The sequence below is a fragment of the Mixta tenebrionis genome (assembly GCF_006517625.1).
In the GTDB taxonomy this organism is placed as follows: domain Bacteria; phylum Pseudomonadota; class Gammaproteobacteria; order Enterobacterales; family Enterobacteriaceae; genus Mixta; species Mixta tenebrionis.
This window is the reverse complement of record NZ_VHQI01000002.1, coordinates 434129-454021: the sequence shown is the minus strand read 5'-3', so window position 1 is coordinate 454021 and position 19893 is coordinate 434129. Positions and strand designations below refer to the sequence as shown.

At 58.4% G+C, this 19893-nt stretch carries 17 protein-coding genes; 2 read left to right on the top strand and 15 right to left on the bottom strand.

Features of this window, described 5'->3' with window-relative positions; all coding sequences use genetic code 11:
* From FKM52_RS04890 to ilvI, 15 genes are all read right to left on the bottom strand, one after another.
* Entirely contained in the window at positions 1–921 is a 921-nt protein-coding gene (locus FKM52_RS04890; protein WP_141175063.1) for a D-alanine--D-alanine ligase, read from the bottom strand.
* The gene (gene murC, locus FKM52_RS04885; protein WP_141175062.1) at positions 914–2389 is read right to left on the bottom strand and encodes a UDP-N-acetylmuramate--L-alanine ligase; all 1476 of its coding nucleotides are present in this window, start codon (positions 2387–2389) and stop codon (positions 914–916) included. Before murC ends, FKM52_RS04890 begins: the two co-directional genes overlap by 8 nt.
* 51 nt (positions 2390–2440) lie before the next feature.
* The gene (murG, locus tag FKM52_RS04880) at positions 2441–3499 is read right to left on the bottom strand and encodes an undecaprenyldiphospho-muramoylpentapeptide beta-N-acetylglucosaminyltransferase (protein ID WP_141175061.1); all 1059 of its coding nucleotides are present in this window, start codon (positions 3497–3499) and stop codon (positions 2441–2443) included.
* Positions 3496–4713, bottom strand: coding sequence for a cell division protein FtsW (gene ftsW, locus FKM52_RS04875; protein WP_141175060.1), 1218 nt, complete (start codon positions 4711–4713; stop codon positions 3496–3498). The genes murG and ftsW overlap by 4 nt, the downstream gene beginning before the upstream one ends.
* Complete coding sequence (gene murD, locus FKM52_RS04870; RefSeq protein WP_141175059.1) at positions 4713–6029, bottom strand: UDP-N-acetylmuramoyl-L-alanine--D-glutamate ligase; 1317 nt, start codon at positions 6027–6029, stop codon at positions 4713–4715. The genes ftsW and murD overlap by 1 nt, the downstream gene beginning before the upstream one ends.
* Positions 6030–6031: 2 nt before the next feature.
* On the bottom strand, positions 6032–7114 hold the full coding sequence (gene mraY, locus FKM52_RS04865; RefSeq protein WP_141175058.1) for a phospho-N-acetylmuramoyl-pentapeptide-transferase: 1083 nt from the start codon (positions 7112–7114) through the stop codon (positions 6032–6034).
* Positions 7108–8469 (bottom strand): UDP-N-acetylmuramoyl-tripeptide--D-alanyl-D-alanine ligase, encoded by a 1362-nt coding sequence (murF, locus tag FKM52_RS04860; RefSeq protein WP_141175057.1) that lies wholly within the window; start codon positions 8467–8469, stop codon positions 7108–7110. The genes mraY and murF overlap by 7 nt, the downstream gene beginning before the upstream one ends.
* The gene (murE, locus tag FKM52_RS04855; RefSeq protein ID WP_141175056.1) at positions 8466–9953 is read right to left on the bottom strand and encodes a UDP-N-acetylmuramoyl-L-alanyl-D-glutamate--2,6-diaminopimelate ligase; all 1488 of its coding nucleotides are present in this window, start codon (positions 9951–9953) and stop codon (positions 8466–8468) included. Before murE ends, murF begins: the two co-directional genes overlap by 4 nt.
* A complete protein-coding gene (locus tag FKM52_RS04850; protein ID WP_141175055.1) occupies positions 9940–11706 on the bottom strand; it encodes a peptidoglycan glycosyltransferase FtsI in 1767 nt (588 codons plus the stop codon). The genes murE and FKM52_RS04850 overlap by 14 nt, the downstream gene beginning before the upstream one ends.
* Positions 11707–11721: 15 nt before the next feature.
* Positions 11722–12042, bottom strand: a complete 321-nt coding sequence (gene ftsL / locus FKM52_RS04845; RefSeq protein WP_141175054.1) for a cell division protein FtsL — start codon at positions 12040–12042, stop codon at positions 11722–11724.
* Entirely contained in the window at positions 12039–12980 is a 942-nt protein-coding gene (rsmH, locus tag FKM52_RS04840) for a 16S rRNA (cytosine(1402)-N(4))-methyltransferase RsmH (RefSeq protein ID WP_141175053.1), read from the bottom strand. Before rsmH ends, ftsL begins: the two co-directional genes overlap by 4 nt.
* A 3-nt stretch (positions 12981–12983) precedes the next feature.
* On the bottom strand, positions 12984–13442 hold the full coding sequence (gene mraZ / locus FKM52_RS04835) for a division/cell wall cluster transcriptional repressor MraZ (RefSeq protein ID WP_141175052.1): 459 nt from the start codon (positions 13440–13442) through the stop codon (positions 12984–12986).
* A 539-nt stretch (positions 13443–13981) separates the two neighbouring features.
* On the bottom strand, positions 13982–14992 hold the full coding sequence (gene cra, locus FKM52_RS04830) for a catabolite repressor/activator (RefSeq protein WP_141175051.1): 1011 nt from the start codon (positions 14990–14992) through the stop codon (positions 13982–13984).
* A 195-nt stretch (positions 14993–15187) separates the two neighbouring features.
* Positions 15188–15679, bottom strand: coding sequence for an acetolactate synthase small subunit (gene ilvN, locus FKM52_RS04825; RefSeq protein ID WP_141175050.1), 492 nt, complete (start codon positions 15677–15679; stop codon positions 15188–15190).
* Between the two features lie 2 nt (positions 15680–15681).
* A complete protein-coding gene (gene ilvI / locus FKM52_RS04820) occupies positions 15682–17406 on the bottom strand; it encodes an acetolactate synthase 3 large subunit (RefSeq protein WP_141175049.1) in 1725 nt (574 codons plus the stop codon).
* Positions 17407–18142: 736 nt separating this feature from the next.
* On the opposite strand from ilvI, the gene leuL reads away from it, so the two are divergent.
* Entirely contained in the window at positions 18143–18226 is an 84-nt protein-coding gene (leuL, locus tag FKM52_RS22175) for a leu operon leader peptide (RefSeq protein WP_141175213.1), read from the top strand.
* Positions 18227–18326: 100 nt separating this feature from the next.
* On the top strand, positions 18327–19892 hold the full coding sequence (leuA, locus tag FKM52_RS04810; protein ID WP_141175048.1) for a 2-isopropylmalate synthase: 1566 nt from the start codon (positions 18327–18329) through the stop codon (positions 19890–19892).
* The last annotated feature ends 1 nt before the right edge of the window (position 19893 follow it).

The following is a 19893-nucleotide window of genomic DNA, read 5'->3' as shown; positions in this document are numbered from 1 at the left end:
TTAGTCGGCCAGCTCCAGAATACGCGCCACCAGCTGGGAGAAAGTCATCCCCGCCTGTTTCGCCGCCATCGGCACCAGACTGTGGCTGGTCATTCCCGGCGAGGTGTTCACTTCCAGCAGGCAGAAGCTGCCGTCGCCGTCCATCATCACATCTACCCGTCCCCAGCCGCTGCAGCCCAGCGCGCGCCACGCTTTCAGCACCAGCTCATTCAGCTCCGCCTCTTTTTCCGCGCTCAGGCCGCCTGGACAGAAGTATTGAGTATCGTCAGAAATGTATTTTGCTTGATAGTCATAAAAGTCGCTGGCTGGCTGAATGCGAATTGCAGGCAGAATCTGCTCGCCAACGATGCCGACGGTATACTCCGGGCCGCTGAGGAATTTCTCTACCAGCACGTCATCGTCATGGCGAAACGCCTCTTCCAGCGCCGCCGGCAGCTCGGAGGGCTGGTTAACGCGCGTAATGCCGACGCTGGAGCCTTCGCTGCTCGGCTTAACGAACAGCGGCATGCCCAGCTGGGCGATACGCTGCGCCAGCGCGTCGTTCAGCCCCGCTTCCATCTGCTGGCGATTGATCATCACATAAGGCGCTACCGGCAGCCCCATGCCCTGCCACAGCAGCTTGGAGCGCCATTTATCCATGGTAATCGCCGAGGCCATCACGCCGCTGCCGGTATAGGGGATGTCGAGAAAATCGAGCACGCCCTGCAGGGTACCGTCCTCCCCGCCGCGCCCGTGCAGCGCGATAAAGACCCTGGCAAACCCTTCTTCTTTTAACCGCATAACCGGAAAATCGCGCGTGTCGATGCCGTGCGCGTTAATGCCAGCTTCTTTCAGGCCCGCGAGCACTGCTTCGCCTGACATCAGTGAGACGTCGCGTTCGGCGGAGTTACCGCCCAGCAATACCGCTACTTTTTCAGCCATGGTGTTCCTCTTCATTGGTCTGCGGTTTCAGTTTCTGCTCGGCCAGTCGGCGCGCGATTTTACCTACGTTGCCCGCGCCCTGAACCAGAATTAAATCGTTGCCGCTCAGCGTCGGCGCCAGCATATCCAGAATCGCCTCATGATCCGGCACCAGGATCGGATCAACCTTGCCGCGCCCGCGAATGGTGCGGCAGAGCGAGCGGCTGTCCGCGCCGGGAATCGGCGGCTCGCCGGCGGCATAAACATCCAGCATCAGCAGCACGTCCACCTGCGACAGCACGTTGGCGAAATCATCATAGAGATCGCGCGTACGCGTGTAGCGATGCGGCTGGAAGATCATCACCAGCTTTTTATCCGGCCAGCCTGCGCGCGCCGCTTTGATGGTGGCGTCCACCTCGGTGGGATGATGACCGTAATCGTCTACCAGCATCGCGCTGCCTGCGGCGCCGTTCACCGCATTTAGCGGGAACTCGCCGAGAAAATCGAAACGGCGTCCGGTGCCCTGGAAACTCTCCAGCGCGCGGAGGATATCTTCATCTTCGATGCCCTCTTCCGTCGCTACCGCAACTGCCGCCGCCGCATTCAGGGCGTTGTGACGTCCCGGCGCATTCAGCGTAACGCGCATCAGCGGCTTATCCTGACGCACCAGAGTGAAATGCCCCTGCGCGCCGCGCTGCTGATAATGCTCAATACGCACGTCAGCGTCTTCGCTGAAGCCGTAGGTGGTAATCTGACGCCCGACGCGCGGCAGCAGATCGCGAATCACCGCATCGTCCACGCACAGCACCGCGCGTCCGTAAAACGGCAGGTTGTGCAGAAAATTAATAAACGTCTGCTTCAGATTTTCGAAGTCGCCCTGGTAGGTATCCATATGGTCGGCTTCGATATTGGTGACGATGGCGACCATCGGCTGCAAATGCAAAAACGAAGCGTCGCTCTCGTCCGCTTCGGCAATCAGATAACGGCTGCTGCCGAGGCGCGCGTGCGTACCGGCCGCCTTCACCAGGCCGCCGTTAACGAAAGTCGGATCGAGTCCGCCCTCGGCATAAATACTGGTGACCATCGCCGTAGTGGTGGTTTTACCGTGCGTCCCCGCAACCGCGATGCCGTGGCGGAATCGCATCAGCTCCGCCAGCATCTCCGCGCGACGGATTACCGGAATGCGCGCTTCGCGCGCGGCGATAATTTCCGGGTTATCCTGGGTTATCGCGCTGGAGACCACTACCACGCTGGCATCGCTAACGTTTTCCGGGCGATGATGAAAATAGATCGTCGCGCCCAGCCCGGTGAGGTGCTGCGTCACCGCGTTCGGCGCCAAATCGGAACCGCTAATCTGATATCCTTCGTTGGCCAACACTTCGGCGATACCGCCCATGCCGGCGCCACCGATGCCGACAAAGTGAATGTGCCGGACGCGACGCATCTCGGGCACGATAGAACGCAGTTTCGCCAGTTGTTGAGTATTCATCGTTTCTTTTGCCTGTCGGTATCGTTGATACCTTATCTTTTGCTGATGCCGTTAACGCGCTGCGGCGCTGACTTCCGCCGCGACACGTTCGGTGGCATCGGGAATCGCTACCTGACGCGCTTTCTGCGCCATCAGCAGCAGCGTAGGACGATCCCACTGCTGTAACGTTTCCGCCACCACGTCCGCAGTAAACTGCGGCTGTTCAAAAATTCGCGCGGCGCCCGCTTTTTCCAGCGGCAGCGCGTTCCAGTACTGCTGACGATCTTTATGCTGAAAAGGCACGAATATCGCCGGCAGTCCCGCCGCCGCCACTTCACTGACGGTCAGCGCGCCGGAGCGACACACCACTACGTCAGCCCAGTCATAGGCCGCCGCCATGTCATCAATAAACTCAGCAATTTTATGCTGCGTCTGCCCGACGTTTTCATAATCGGCCTCTACCTGGCGCTGATTACCTTTACCGGTCTGGTGCCAGATAGCGACGCTATCTCCCATACGCGCCGCCACCTGCGGCAGGGTCTGGTTAAGTACGCGCGCGCCCTGGCTGCCGCCAATCACCAGCACCCGAATCGGCCCTTCACGACCGGCCAGACGCTGTTCAGGACTGCTTAACGCCAGCACATCGGTACGTACCGGGTTGCCCACCACCTCGGCATGTGGGAAAGCGCCGGGAAACGCCTGCATCACTTTGGTCGCCAGCTTCGCCAGCCACTTGTTGGTCAATCCGGCAATACCGTTTTGTTCATGCAATACGACCGGAATACCGCAGCTCCACGCCGCCAGGCCGCCGGGGCCGGAAACATAGCCGCCCATACCCAGCACCACATCGGGTTTCCAGGCTTTCATAATGCGGCGCGCCTGACGCCAGGCGTTGAAAATCCTGAACGGCGCGGCCAGCAGCGCCTTAATGCCTTTCCCACGTAATCCGCTGATGCGGATAAAATCGATATCGATGCCGTGCTTCGGCACCAGATCGGCCTCCATACGGTCGGCCGTGCCCAGCCAGCGCACCTGCCAGCCCTGCGCCATCAGATGATGAGCGACGGCCAGGCCCGGAAAGACATGCCCACCGGTTCCGCCAGCCATCACCATCAACCGCTTTCCACTCATCGCGCACCTCGGGTAAACGCCTGCGCTTTACTCAGGCGCGTTTCATAATCTATGCGTAACAACAACACGATGGCCGTCGACATAATAATCAGACTGGAACCACCGTAACTGATTAACGGCAACGTCAGGCCTTTGGTCGGCAGCATACCCGCCGCCGCGCCGACGTTAACCAGCGCCTGGAAACTGAACCAGACGCCAATAGAGCAGGCGAGAAAACCGGAAAAACGCTGGTCGATTTCCAGCGCGCGTCGGCCAATGGACATCGCCCGAAAAGCGACGAAGAATACCATTAACAGCGCCAAAACCACACCGATATAACCGAGTTCTTCTCCGATAATGGAGAAAATGAAGTCGGTATGCGCTTCCGGTAAATACTCCAGTTTCTGTACCGAGTTGCCTAAACCCTGCCCCCAAAATTCGCCGCGTCCGAAGGCCATCAGCGACTGAGTAAGCTGGTAACCGCTGCCGAATGGATCCTCCCACGGATCCCAGAAGGAGGTAACGCGGCGCATACGATAGGGCTCAGCGATGATCAACAGGATCACCGCAAAAATCCCCGATCCGATAATCGCCAGGAACTGCCACAGCTTGGCGCCCGCCAGAAACAGCATCGCCAGCGTGGTGACGAACAGCACCACCACGGTGCCCAGATCGGGTTGCGCCAGCAGCAGCACCGCCAGCACCACCATTACCCCCATCGGCTTACAGAAGCCCCAGAAGTTGTTGCGCACCTCTTCTACCTTGCGCACCAGATAGCTGGCGAGATAGCAAAACAGCGACAGCTTGGAAAGCTCGGCGGGCTGAATACGCAGCGGCCCCAGCGCGATCCAGCGCGAGGCGCCGTTTACCGAGCTGCCTACTACCAGCACGATCAGCAGCATTACCACCGAGGCCAGCAGCATCACATTGCTGTAGCGTTGCCAGACCTCCATCGGCACGCGCAGCGTGACCAGCGCCAGCGCCAGAGCGAGCAGCAGATATAAGGCGTCACGCTTGGCGAAGAAAAACGGATCTTCTGACAGACGCTGCCCCACCGGCATCGAAGCGGAGGTCACCATCACGAAGCCGACGATCGCCAGCCCGAAGGTCAGCCACAGCAGGGTGCGATCGTACAGCACCATGGTGGCCGCATCGCCGCCGTCGCGCGCGCCCATTACCCATTCGCGCAGGCGCGTTACCACGCCGCCCGCCATCCCGGCGCCCGGAATACGCATCAGCCCAGCTCCCGCGCCAGCTGCGCGAAGGCGTCGCCGCGCTGCTCAAAGTTACGGAACTGATCGAGGCTGGCGCAGGCGGGCGACAGTAGTACGATATCGCCGGAACGTACCTGCGGCGCGATAGCGGCCATCGCTTGCGCCAGGGTGTCGGTCAGGGTAGAAATTTCAGGGCGCAGCGCCGCCAGCGCGGCGCCGTCGCGCCCATAGCAGTAAACGCGAATCGCGTCGCCCTGCAAATAGCGCTGCAGCGGGATGAAATCCGCTGATTTGCCATCGCCGCCCAGCAGCAGCCAGAGCGTGCCCTGCGCCTGCAAGCCGCTTAACGCCGCCTCGGTGCTGCCGACGTTGGTCGCCTTGGAATCATTAATCCAGCGTACGCCGTTGCGCTCGTGCACCAGCTGAAAACGATGCGCCAGCCCCTGAAAAGTGGTCAGCGCTTTCAGGCTGCTGGCGCGCGGAACGCCGGCCGCATCGGCCAGCGCCAGCGCCGCCAGCGCATTGGTATAGTTATGCAGCCCTACCAGCTTCATCTCGCTGGTGTTCAACACTTTTTCGCCGCGTACCCGCAGCCAGACGCTGCCCTGCTGCCGGTTGAGATGATAATCGCCGACGTCCACGCCGAAACTGATGCAGCGCTCATCCGCTCCGCGTACCGGCATCGTCAGCGCATCATCCGCATTGACCACGCAGGCCGCCGCGTTGTCATAGATGCGCAGCTTGGCGGCGCGATACTGCTGCAGCCCCAGCGGATAGCGATCCATATGATCTTCAGTGACGTTAAGAATGGTCGCCGCCGCCGCCTTCAGGCTGCATGTCGTTTCCAGCTGGAAGCTGGAGAGTTCCAGCACGTAAAGCTGGGCGGGCTGTTTTAACAGACTGAGCGCGGGCAGGCCGATATTGCCGCCAACGCCCACCGTCCAGCCGGCGGCTTTCGCCATCTCGCCCACCAGCGTGGTGACCGTGCTTTTGCCGTTAGAACCGGTAATGGCGACAATCGGCGCCTGCGCCTCGCGGCAGAACAGCTCAATATCGCCGACGATCTCTACGCCCGCGTCGGCGGCCTGCGCCAGCAGCGGATGCGAGAGCGTAATGCCCGGACTGGCGACGATTAGATCCGCCGCCAGCAGCCAGTCGCCGTTCAGCGATCCCAGATGACGCTCGACGCTGTCAGGCAGCTTTTCCAGGCCGGGAGGCGAGACTCGGGTATCCATCACGCGCGGCGTCACGCCCTGCGCTAAAAAGAAATCAACACAGGAGAGGCCGGTCAGCCCCAGCCCGATAATGACAACTTTTCTACCCTGATAGTCAGCCATAGTTAACGCACCTTAAGGGTTGCCAGGCCAATCAGCACCAGCATCAGCGAAATAATCCAGAAGCGCACGATAACGCGCGGTTCCGGCCAGCCTTTCAGTTCATAGTGATGATGAATCGGCGCCATGCGGAAAATACGCTGGCCGCGCAGCTTGAACGATCCCACCTGCAAAATAACGGAGAGCGTTTCCACCACAAACACGCCGCCCATAATCACCAGCAAAAACTCCTGCCGCAGCAGCACCGCGATAGTGCCCAGCGCGCCGCCCAGCGCCAGCGAGCCGACATCGCCCATAAATACCTGAGCGGGATAGGTATTGAACCACAGGAAGCCGAGCCCGGCCCCGACGATAGCGGTGCAGACAATTACCAGCTCACCGGCGTGACGCAGATAGGGGATATGCAGATAGCCGGCGAAATTCATGTTGCCGGTTGCCCAGGCAACCAGCGCAAAGCCCGCCGCCACGAAGACCGTCGGCATAATCGCCAGCCCGTCCAGGCCATCGGTCAGGTTGACCGCGTTGCTGGTGCCGACAATCACAAAGTAGGAGAGCAGAATATAGAGCAGCCCCAGCTGCGGCATTACATCTTTGAAAAAGGGCACCACCAGCTGCGTAGCCGGCGTATCTTTGCCGACGGCGTACATCGCGAAGGCTACCGCCAGCGCGATCAGCGACTGCCAGAAATATTTCCAGCGGGCGATCAGCCCTTTGGTGTCTTTACGCACCACTTTGCGGTAATCATCGACAAAACCGACGACGCCGTAGCCTACCAGCACCGTCAGCACGCACCAGACGTAGGGATTAGAGGGATAGGCCCACATCAGCACCGAAATAGTGATGGAGGCGAGGATCATAATGCCGCCCATGGTCGGCGTGCCGCGCTTGCTGAAGTGCGATTCCGGCCCTTCGCTGCGCACTACCTGACCAATCTGCAATTTTTGCAGCCAGGCGATCATTCGCGGCCCCATCCATAACGAGATAAACAGCGCGGTCAGCAGGCTGACGATGGCGCGAAACGTCAAATAGGAAAAGACGTTAAAGCCGGAATAAAAAGCGACCAGATGTTCGGCCAGCCAAACTAACATGTTTCTTTCTCCTGTAAGGCACGCACTACCTGCTCCATGGCGGCACTACGAGAACCTTTAACTAAAACGGTAATAGCCTGATGTTCGGCAAGCAGCGCCGACAGGCGGGCAATCAATGCGGCCTTATCAGCGCAATGCTCGCCGACGCCGCTGGCGTCGCTGATATGCTGGCTTAGCGTCCCTACGCTCAGCACCTTATCAAGGCCGGCGCGAGCGGCGGCCTCCCCTACTTCGCGATGGCACGCTGCCGCCTCGGCGCCCAGCTCCGCCATATCGCCGGTGACCATAACGCGATAGCCCGGCATCTCCGCCAGCACCTGAACGGCGGCGGTCATCGAGCCGACATTGGCGTTATAGCTATCGTCGAGCAGCAGTTTCTGCGGCGCCAGCGTGATGGGAAACAGGCGTCCCGGCACTGCCTGCAGCGACGCCAGCCCCTGCGCGATCGCTTCCAGCGGCGCGCCTGCCGACAGCGCCAGCGCGCTGGCCGCCAGCGCATTAGCGATGTTATGCCGCCCCGGCAACGGCAGCGTCACCGCCAGCGCGCCCTGCGGCGTATGCAGCGTAAAATCGGTGCCCTGCGGCTTCACCACCACATCGGTAGCGTAGAAATCCGCCGCTGCGCCTGCTGTGGCAGAGAAGCGCCAGACGCGCTGCTGGTCAAGCTGCCGTTGCCAGTTCGCCCAGTCGTTGCTGTCGACGTTGATAATTGCCGTGCCGTTTTCCGGCAGGCCAAGGAAGATCTCGCCTTTCGCTTTCGCTACGCCAGCCAGCGAGCCGAACCCCTCCAGATGAGCGGCGGCGAGGTTGTTAACCAGCGCGCTTTCCGGGCGCGTCAGGCTGGTAGTCCAGGCGATTTCGCCCTGATGGTTGGCGCCCAGCTCTATTACCGCATAGCGGTGTGCGCTGGTTAAACGCAGCAGGGTCAGCGGAACGCCGATGTCATTATTCAGATTGCCGGCGGTATAGAGCGTTTCGCCGCACTGACGCAGAATAGCGGCGGTCATCTCCTTCACCGACGTTTTGCCGGAGGAGCCGGTAAGCGCCACAACGTGAGCGCTTACCTGCTGACGAACCCAGGCCGCCAGCAGACCTAACGCGATACGCGTATCGCTGACCACTACCTGCGGCACATCAACCTGCAAGCGCTTACTTACCAGCAATGCCGCCGCGCCGCCGGCGATCGCCTCGTCCGCGAAATCGTGCGCGTCGAAACGTTCTCCCTGCAGCGCAATAAACAGCGAGCCTGAGGTAACTTTGCGGGTATCGGTAGTCACCTCGCCGATGGTTAACGCCTCACCAATCAGCGTTCCGTTAGTTACCTGCGCCAGGGTAGCGAGAGAGAGGCTAATCATGCGATTACCCCCAGCAAACGCGCCACGGTGACGCGATCGGAATAGTCGAGGCGGCGGTTGCCGATAATCTGGTAATCTTCATGCCCTTTACCCGCTACCAGCACGATATCCTGCGGCTGCGCCTGCATAATGGTATTGGTGACCGCCTGCGCGCGCCCTGCCATCACGCGGGCGCGGCCCGGATCGAGCAGGCCGCCAAGAATGTCATTAACGATCGCCGCCGGATCTTCGCTGCGCGGGTTATCATCGGTGATTACCACAACGTCCGCGCACTGTTCGGCAATCGCTCCCATAAGTGGGCGCTTACCTTTATCACGATCGCCGCCGCAGCCAAAGACGCACCACAGTCTGCCGCTACAGTGCAGACGCGCCGCTTCCAGCGCTTTTTCCAGCGCATCGGGCGTATGGGCGTAATCCACTACTACGGTAGGCTTATTGGGCGCGTTAAACACCTCCATGCGTCCACATACCGGCTGAAGCTGACGCGCGCTGGCAACCAGCTTCGCCAGCGGATAGCCCAGCGTCAGCAGCGTCGCCAGCGCCAGCAGCAGGTTACTAACGTTAAAGGCGCCCATCAGGCGGCTTTCAATTTCGCCGTCGCCCCAGCTGGAAGAGAACTTAACCGTCGCGCCGTTATCGTGGTAGCGAACTTCAGTCGCCTTCAGCCAGCGCCCGTGCCTGTCCGGCAGCAGGTTATTTTCCATCGTCACGGCGACCGCATCGGGCAATTTTTCCAGCCAGCGGCGGCCGACTTCATCGTCGGCATTAATAATCGCTTCGCCAACCTGATGTTCAGCAAACAGCAGCCACTTTGCTGACTCGTAGCGCGTCATATCGCCGTGATAATCAAGATGATCGCGGCTGAGGTTGGTAAACACGGCGGCGGCGAAAGGCAGCGCCGCCACGCGATGCTGCACCAGACCGTGCGAAGAAACTTCCATCGCCGCCAGGGTAGCGCCCTGCTCCACCAGGCTGTGCAGCATCTGCTGTACGTCCACCGCCGAACCGGTGGTGTTTTCCGTCGGCGCCAGCTGCCCGTAAAGCCCGTTGCCGACGGTGCCCATTACCGCGCCGGTTTCGCCCAGCAGGTTAGCCCACTGCGCCAGCAGCTGAGTGGTGGTGGTTTTGCCGTTGGTGCCGGTTACGCCAATTAAACGCAGCTGTTCGCCCGGCTGCTGATAAAAACGTCCGGCCAGCGCCGAAAGGCGCTGCGGCAGCTGTGCCAGATAAATCACCGGCACGCCGTGCATTTCCGTTATTTCGCCATCCGCCGCCTCGCCTTCGGCTTCGGCAATTACCGCCGATACGCCCTGCGCGATAGCCTGCGGAATAAAACGGCGCCCATCAACGTTATGGCCTGCGACGGCCACAAACAGATCGCCGGACGCCGCCACGCGGCTGTCCAGAGTCATTTCACGAAGCGGACGCTCCGGCGCGCCAGGCACCCACGGAGCCAGTAAGTCGCGCAAGTTACGATCTGTCACTTGAACCCTCTTTCTTGTTGTTAACCAACTCATTCTTTTCGCCGACCGGCAGCGCATCCGGCTCAACATTCATGGTGCGCAGCACGCCGCCCATGATGGCGCCGAATACCGGGGCCGACACCGCACCGCCGTAATATTTCCCCGCCTGCGGATCGTTAATCACCACCACCAGCGCAAAGCGCGGCTGGCTGGCTGGCGCGACGCCTGCGGTATAGGCGATATATTTGTTGACGTAGCGCCCATCAGGCCCGACTTTTTTCGCCGTACCGGTTTTAATGGCGATGCGATAGCCTTTAATGGCCGCTTTTACGCCGCCGCCGCCCGGCAGCGCCACGCTTTCCATCATATGAACCACGGTTTTCACCAGCGATTCAGGGAAGACGCGCTCGCCGGGTACCGGCGGATCGACTTTCGTGATCGAGAGCGGACGCGCGATGCCATAGCTGCCGATGGTGGCGTAAACGCGCGCCAGCTGGAGCGGCGTCACCATCAGCCCATAGCCGAATGAGAAGGTGGCCCTTTCAATATCGGACCACCTTTGTTTGTGGGGATACAGGCCACTGCTTTCCCCTACCAACCCCAAATTGGTTGGTTTGCCCAGCCCAAAGCGTGAATATGTTTCCACTAGCGCTGAGGAGGGCATCGCTAACGCCAGTTTTGACACCCCGACGTTACTCGATTTCTGCAAAATACCGGTAAGCGTAAGCTCGCTGTAGCGCGCCACGTCTTTGATTTCGTGCCCGTTTACCCGGTAAGGAATGGTGTTCAGCACGCTGTTTTCCCGCACCACGCCGCGCTGCAGCGCGGTCATCACCACCATCGGCTTCACCGTGGAGCCAGGTTCAAAAATGTCGGTAATCGCGCGGTTGCGCATCACATCCTTGGGCGTATTGCTGAGATTGTTCGGGTTGTAGGCCGGGCTGTTAGCCATCGCCAGCACTTCGCCGGTATTGACATCCACCAGCACGGCGGTGCCCGACTCCGCTTTGTTGAAGGCCACGGCGTTGTTCAGCTCGCGGTAGACCAGCGCCTGTAAACGCTCATCGATGCTGAGCGCCAGATTATGCGCCGCCTGACTATCCACCGAGGAGATATCTTCAATAACGCGCCCGTAGCGATCTTTACGCACCGTGCGCTCGCCAGGCTGACCGGTCAGCCAGCGATCGAAGCTTTTCTCCACTCCTTCGATGCCCTGCCCGTCAATATTGGTAAAGCCGATCAGATGCGAGGTGACCTGGCCGGCGGGATAGTAGCGGCGCGACTCTTCGCGCAGATGAATGCCCGGCAGCTTCAGTTTTTTAACGTAGTCGCCAATCGACGGATTGACCTGACGCGCCAGATAGACGAAGCGCCCTTTGGGATTGGCGTTAACGCGGCTGGCCAGCTGATCGAGCGGTACGGAAAGCGCATCGGCCAGCGCCTGCCAGCGGCTGTCGAGGGTAATGCCGCCATGCTCGTGCAGCTCTTTAGGATCGGCCCAGATGGCGTTAACCGGCACGCTCACCGCCAGCGGGCGTCCGGCACGATCGGTAATCATGCCGCGCGCGGTAGGAATCGCCTGCACGCGCAGAGAGCGCATGTCGCCCTCGCGCACCAGGCGTTCAGGATTGATGACCTGCAGCCAGGCAACGCGCAGCAGCAGCCCTACCAGCGCCACGAGGATACCGCCGCACAGCAACGCAAAACGCCAGCTTACGAAGCTGGCCTGATCGTCCTGTTTTTTCAACTTAGGCGCCCTGGTAGCGGATCTCATGGAGTCCGGGATTCCTTATTGCTGTACCACAATATTTTCCTGTGACGGGTCGACATGCTGCATCTGCAGTTTTTCCGTCGCCGTACGCTCAACGCGGCTGTGGTCGCCCAGCGCGTTCTCTTCCAAAATCAAATTACGCCACTCAATATCGAGCGCATCGCGTTCCAGCACCAGCTGCTCGCGCTGCGCCGTCAGCAGACGCGTTTTATGCGCCGTGGTCACCACCAGCACGGCGGAAACCAGCACCGCCGCCAGCAGCAGCAGCGGGATCTTGCCATGGCGCAGCAGATCGCCGCCGATAACCCCAGGCAGGCTGTGCCGCTCGTTGCCGATCATGATGCGGTTCTCTCCGCTATACGCAGCACCGAACTGCGCGCGCGCGGATTTTCAGCCACTTCCGCCTCGCCCGGCATCATCTTGCCGAGCGCTTTCAGCTGGCGTCCGCCCAGCTTTTGCAGCTGCGCTTCGGTCATCGGCAGGCCGGCCGGCACCTGCGGCCCGCGGCTCTGTTCGCGCATAAAACGTTTCACCAGCCGATCTTCCAGCGAATGGAAGCTGATAATCGACAGCCGCCCGCCGGGCGCCAGCGCGCTCAGCGAACCTTTCAGCGCCTGTTCGATCTCCTCCAGCTCGCTGTTGACCCAAATACGAATGGCCTGGAAACTGCGCGTTGCCGGATGCTTGAACTTGTCTTTAACCGGCGTCGCGGCGGCAATCACCTCCGCCAGCTCTTTGGTGCGCGTCATCGGCTGAAGCCGGTTGCGCTCAACGATGGCGCGCGCGATACGTTTCGCAAAGCGCTCCTCGCCGTAGGTTTTCAGCACAAAGGCGATATCGTTCTCTTCCGCCTGCAGCAGCCATTCAGCGGCGGAAAGGCCGCGTGTGGGATCCATGCGCATATCCAGCGGCCCGTCGCGCATAAAGGAGAAGCCGCGTTCAGCATCGTCCAGCTGCGGCGAAGAGACGCCCAAATCGAGTAGGATGCCATCCACTTTGCCGGTTAAGTCGCGCGCGTCTGCGTACTCCGCCAGCGCGGAAAAAGGGCCGTGGATAATCGTAAAGCGCGGATCGTTAATCGCGGCGGCGGCGGCGATAGCCTGCGGATCGCGGTCGATAGCGAACAGCCTGCCCTGCTCTCCCAGCCGGGAAAGGATCAGGCGTGAATGTCCACCCCGACCGAAAGTGCCATCGATATAAACGCCGTCGGCTTTAATGTTGAGCGCGTTGACGGCCTCATCTAACAGCACCGTGGTATGTATAAAGTTATCCTGCATAAGCTATAGCGACAAATCCTGCAACCGCTCTGACAGCGGTTCCTGAGCGGCTTGCTCAGCGTCAATATCTTCCCTGACTTGTTGATACCAGGTCTGTTCATCCCACAGTTCAAACTTATTGAACTGTCCAACCAGCATCACTTCTTTTGTCAGATGCGCATGCTGACGCAGCGTGCTGGCCAGCAGCAGCCGTCCGGCGCTATCCATCTGACACTCGCTGGCATGACCCAACAGCAGCCGCTGCACGCGGCGCTCGGCGGGATTCATGCTGGATAAGCGAGATAATTTTTGTTCAATAATTTCCCACTGGGGTAAGGTATAAAGCAGCAGGCAGGGCTGATGGAGGTCAATGGTGCAAACCATCTGGCCTTGCGCTTCCTCAATTAGCGTTTCGCGATAACGCGTTGGCACGGCCAGCCGCCCTTTGCTATCGAGGTTGACTAAGGTAGCGCCACGAAACATGTCAGCTGATGCCCTCAGTTACCCTTTTTTGCCACTTTATCCCACAATTTCCCACGAAAGGAGTTTACGGAGCGGAGGAAATCATTGTCAAGCTACGTGGGAAGCCTGAGGGAATTATTTCCTGCGATGAGAAAAGACAGAAAGAGAGAAATGAAGTTTTATTTATCGCACAGGGAAAAATAAACTAATGAATAGTGGTAAAAAATTCAAAGCAGCTATTAGGGTGAGCAAAAAGAAAACAGTTTTTGATGGCGGCCGCCGGGGGTTGTAGTTTGCGACAGCGGCGACATTTTAGGGTCTTTCTGATAAAAAAGCGCTGCAAAAGCGCGCAACGGCGCTACTGACCTGACTCTTTTCCTGTCGGCCAATAAACAGACCGTAAAGGAGTTAAAAACCATTCCGCCGATTTACTTTAATTTACTTAATACTCTATCGGCGTCATGGTAATTAGGTTTTTCTTTTATTAATGGCGAAATTAAAAGCGAAAATATTTAAAGATGTAAAAAAGGCGGCGCCTTACCGCCTGCGCCAGCGGCTAATTAAGACGTTTTACGACTTAATTTACCGCGCCGCACCAGATTACGACGGATGCGGGTCAAACCAGGCTTGGGCCGACGCGGCTCATCAAGGCTCGCCAGCACCAGCTCCAGCACCCTTTCCGCTACGTCGCGATGGCGCTGCGCCACTGCAAGAACCGGGCACTCAAGGAAATCAAGCAGCTCATGATCGCCGAAGGTGGCGATCGCCAGCTCGCCGGGCAGGCGCCCTTCACGCCGCAGCGTGGTATCCATCACCCCCTGCAGCAGGCCGAATGAGGTGGTAAACAGCGCATCGGGCATCGGATGCTCGTCAAGGTATTTGTCAAACAGCGCCGCCGCCGCCACGCGTTCAAAGCTGTTGGCATAGATAAACTCTATCGGCCGATCGTCATCCTGCCAGGCGGCGCGAAAGCCCATCTCGCGCAGGAAGCTGACCGAAAGCTCCGGCAACGCCCCCAGATAGAGCACGTTCTTCACCGGCAGCTGCCGCAGCTCCGCCGCCAGCGCCTGCGCATCTTCCTGGTCGGCGCCCACCACGCTGATAAAGTGCTCACGATCCAGCGCGCGATCCAGCGCGATAATCGGCAGCGAATGATTCACCCAGCGCTGATAGAAAGGATGCTCCGGCGGCAGCGAGGTGGAAACAATGATGGCGTCAACCTGACGCTGCAGCAGATGCTCAATGCAGCGCATTTCATTATCCGGCTGATCTTCCGAACAGGCGATTAACAGCTGATAGCCGCGCTGCCGCGCCTGACGCTCCAGATAGTTGGCGATGCGCGTGTAGCTGGTGTTTTCCAGATCGGGGATCACCAGGCCGATAGAGCGGGTTCTGCCCGCCCTGAGGCCGGCGGCGACCGCGTTTGGATGGTAGTTATGCTCACGCACCACGGCCATCACTTTTTCTACGGTTTTATCGCTGACACGATATTGCTTCGCCTTGCCGTTGATGACATAGCTGGCGGTAGTGCGCGACACGCCGGCAAGACGCGCTATTTCATCCAGTTTCACAATGACTCCAAATTATTAATGCCAGCCTACGCAACAATAGCCGCAGCATGGCTAAGGATAAGCTTTTTGTTACATCTAACCGCAGAAAGCGTCAGCGGGCAACCGCTTTTGATGGCAAAAATGAGGCATATCAGAAAAAGAAAAAACCCGGCAGAACGCCGGGTTAGCAATAAAATGAATAATTACGCTGGCGTATTAACGCATAATGCGCTCGCCGCGGGAAACGCCAACCACGCCGGATCGCGCCACCTCGACGATTTCAGCGACATCGCGCAGAGTGGCCAGGAAAGCGTCCAGCTTATCGCTGGTGCCGGCCAGCTGAACCGTATACAGCGTCGGCGTCACGTCTACGATCTGGCCGCGAAAAATTTCGGTAGTGCGCTTCACTTCCTCACGTCCATAGCCGCTGGCCTGGATTTTCACCAGCATTACCTCACGCTCAATATGCGAGCCCTGGCCCAGCTCGCTGACGCGCAGCACATCCACCAGCTTATGCAGCTGCTTTTCGATTTGCTCCAGCGCCTTATCATCGCCGACGGTTTGTATCGTCATGCGCGACAGCGTCGGATCTTCGGTGGGAGCTACCGTCAGGCTTTCAATGTTGTAGCCGCGCTGCGAAAAGAGACCAACCACGCGGGATAATGCGCCGGATTCGTTTTCCAGCAGAACCGATATAATACGCCGCATAATTATGTCCTCTCCGTTTTGCTTAACCACATTTCATCCATACTGCCGCCGCGGATCTGCATCGGATAGACATGCTCGCTGCCGTCCACGTTGACATCAACAAACACCAGCCGCCCTTCTGCTACCGTTTTCAGCGCCTGCGCCAGCTTCTCTTCCAGCTCCGCCGGATGGGAGATGGAAATGCCGACGTGCCCATAGGCTTCGGCGAGGCGCACAAAGTCGGGCAGCGATTCCATATAGGAGTGGGAGTGGCGGCCGGAATAGATCATATCCTGCCACTGCTTCACCATTCCCAGGTAGCGGTTATTGAGGTTCAACACCAGCAGCGGCAGGTTATATTGCAGAGCCGTCGACAGTTCCTGAATATTCATCTGGATGCTGCCGTCGCCGGTTACGCACACCACGGTTTCTTCAGGCAGCGCCAGCTTCACGCCAATCGCCGCCGGCAAACCAAAGCCCATGGTGCCCAGCCCGCCGGAGTTGATCCAGCGGCGCGGGTAATCGAAGGGATAGTAGAGCGCGGCAAACATCTGGTGCTGCCCCACGTCCGAGGTGACGTAGGCGTCGCCCTGCGTCAGGCGCCACAGGGTTTCAATCGCCGCCTGCGGCTTGATCTTATCGCTGTTGCGATCGAACGCCAGACATTTACGCGCGCGCCAGCCGTCGATGCTGCGCCACCAGTCGCGCAGGCTGTCAAAATCCTGCGTAGTCTGATCGGCAGGCAGCAGCTCCAGCATCTGCTGTAGCACCTGACGCGCATCGCCCACCACCGGAATATCCGCGGCCACCGTTTTGGAAATAGAGGCGGGATCGACATCGATATGCAGCACGGTAGCGTCCGGGCAATACTTCGCCAGATTATTGGTGGTGCGATCGTCAAAGCGTACGCCGACGGCGAAGATCACATCGGCATGATGCATCGTCATGTTCGCTTCATAGGTGCCGTGCATGCCCAGCATGCCCAGGTTCTGTCGATGGGTGCCGGGAAAAGCGCCCAGACCCATCAGCGAATTGGTTACCGGCAGGTTCAGCTTTTCGGCAAGGGTAAGCAGCTCCGCATGGCAGCCGGAGATAATCGCGCCGCCGCCGACGTACATTACCGGCCGTTTTGCCGCCAGCAGCGTCTGTATAGCACGCTTTATCTGGCCCTTATGGCCCTGCGTGGTGGGATTATAGGAGCGCATGCTGACGCTTTCCGGCCAGACGTAGGGCAGCTTATGCGCCGGATTAAGAATATCTTTCGGCAGATCGACCACTACCGGGCCGGGGCGACCGCTGGCGGCCAGCCAGAACGCCTTTCTCAATACGCCGGGGATCTCTTCCGTATGCCTGACCAGAAAGCTGTGCTTTACCACCGGACGCGATATGCCAACCATATCGCACTCCTGAAACGCATCGTAGCCGATAAGCGAGGAAGGCACCTGGCCGGAGAGCACCACCATCGGCACCGAATCCATATAAGCGGTAGCGATACCGGTAATCGCATTGGTAGCGCCCGGCCCGGAGGTCACCAGCACGACGCCCACCTCGCCGGTAGCGCGCGCATAGCCATCCGCCATATGCACCGCGCCCTGCTCGTGCCGCACCAGCACATGATCGATACCGCCCATGGTTTGCAGCGCGTCATAGATATCCAGCACCGCCCCGCCCGGATAACCAAAAACATGCTTTACGCCCTGATCGATTAACGATCGGACCACCATTTCAGCTCCTGACAACATCTCCATTTTTGCCTCCCGGCTTTCAGTTTGCTCTTTGCTCAGGCATCCGCCCGCCAGCGCCGCGCACGACGGCTCTGTGCAGAGATAAACGCAGTGTTAATGCTACAACCCAGAAATAGCTTTCAGGGTCAGGTACAGGGGGAATGAAGCCCTTGCAGATGTATTTATCCTCGCCTTGGTCAATTACCATAACCGCAGTTTTCTTGTCGGGTAAACCCCCAACCTGTCGGCGCCCCGGCGGATATTTTCTTTGTTACGCTAACAAGCGGCTTAATTAGCAGAAAAAACGCTAAAACCAGGGCGATTAATTAGCGGATTATTCTGTCTGTTCGGTTATTCATAGTAAAAACTTATCATTAGCACTTTTTTTTAACGCACGCGACCGGTAAAAATAATCAGCCAGTGCGGGACTAACTAAATATGCTGCTTTATCTGATTCATTTACTATTTTATCTGGCGTAAACCCCGACTCTACGCCACAAAAATGTCTGATATCGCCATTAATACGGCGCCGACACTGTGCCGCCAGTCAGGAAAAATTAACGTAACTCACTGATTTTTAAAAACTAACTGTAAAGCGCGCATGGTTAAATCACTTATTCTGCAGCAGAGTTTTCCGCTGGCATTTATCTCTTTTTATTTAACATTGCTGGCTCCGCTGCGCTTTCGCAATGAGGGTTGACATCGTTAACGCAATCAAGTACCAATAAAAACAGCACAGAATTTAATGGAGCCTGATTAAATGATTCATTCATTCCGCCTGGTTGAACTACTACTAAACGCATCTTACTTGCGCGGTAGTCGTGTGGGCGGAATCAATCACTGATTCAGGCTTGTAAAACGAAAAAACCCGCGCCAAGGCGCGGGTTTTTTTATGCTCGTGACGCAGGCGAACTGGTTAAAGCCAAACTGAAAAGGAAAAGACGATGAGCCAACAAGTCATTATTTTCGATACCACGCTGCGCGACGGCGAGCAGGCGTTGCAGGCCAGCCTGAGCGTTAAAGAAAAATTGCAAATCGCGCTGGCGCTGGAGCGCATGGGCGTCGACGTCATGGAAGTCGGCTTTCCCGTCTCTTCTCCCGGTGATTTTGAATCGGTGCAAACCATCGCCCGCACCATTAAAAACAGCCGCGTCTGCGCGTTAGCGCGCTGCGTTGAAAAAGATATCGATGCCGCTTATGAAGCGCTGCGCGTTGCAGAGGCGTTTCGCATCCACACCTTTATCGCCACCTCGCCGATGCATATCGCCACCAAGCTGCGCAGCACCCTGCCGGAGGTAATTGAACGCGCGGTTTACATGGTGAAGCGCGCCCGCAACTACACCAGCGACGTGGAATTCTCCTGCGAAGATGGCGGACGCACGCCGATTGACGATCTGTGCCGTGTGGTTGAGGCCGCGATTAATGCCGGCGCCACTACCATTAATATCCCCGATACCGTCGGCTACACCCTGCCGCACGAATATGCTCAAACCATCGCCTCGCTGCGCGAGCGCGTCCCCAATATCGACAAAGCGATTATTTCGGTACATACCCATGATGACCTGGGCATGGCGGTAGGCAACTCCATCGCGGCGGTGATGGCTGGCGCACGCCAGGTCGAAGGCACGCTGAACGGCCTCGGCGAACGCGCCGGCAACTGCGCGCTGGAAGAGGTGATCATGACCATCAAAACCCGCGCCGCGCTGATGAATGTCCATACCAACATTCAGCATCAGGAAATCTGGCGTACCTGCCAGACGGTAAGCCAAATCTGCAATATGCCGATCCCGGCTAATAAGGCGGTGATTGGCTCCAATGCCTTCGCCCACTCCTCAGGCATTCATCAGGACGGCGTGCTGAAGAACCGCGAAAACTACGAAATCATGACGCCGGAATCGATCGGCCTGAACCAGATTCAGCTGAACCTGACGTCACGCTCCGGCCGCGCTGCGGTTAAGCATCGCATGGAAGAGATGGGCTATCAGGAAAGCGACTATAACCTGGATACGCTGTATGACGCTTTCCTGAAGCTGGCGGATAAAAAAGGCCAGGTGTTCGATTACGATCTGGAAGCGCTGGCCTTTATCAACCGCCAGCACGAAGAGCCGGAATATTTCCAGCTGCAGGATTTCAACGTGCAGTCAGGTTCGGCGATTACCGCCACCGCCTCCGTCCACCTGAAATGCGGCGAAGCGGTACAGTCGGAAGCCGCAACCGGCAACGGCCCGGTGGATGCCGTTTACCAGGCGATTAACCGCATCACCGATTTCGATATTGAGCTGGTGAAATATCAGCTCAGCGCCAAAGGCCACGGCAAAAACGCGCTGGGCCAGGTTGATATCGTCGTCAACTATAACGATCGGAAATTCCACGGCGTCGGCCTGGCGACCGATATCGTTGAGTCCTCCGCTAAAGCGATGGTCAACGCGTTAAACAACATCTGGCGCGCCAAACAGGTTGAGCAGGAACTGCAACGCAAATTCAAAAAAGAACAGAAGGAAATGGTGTAAA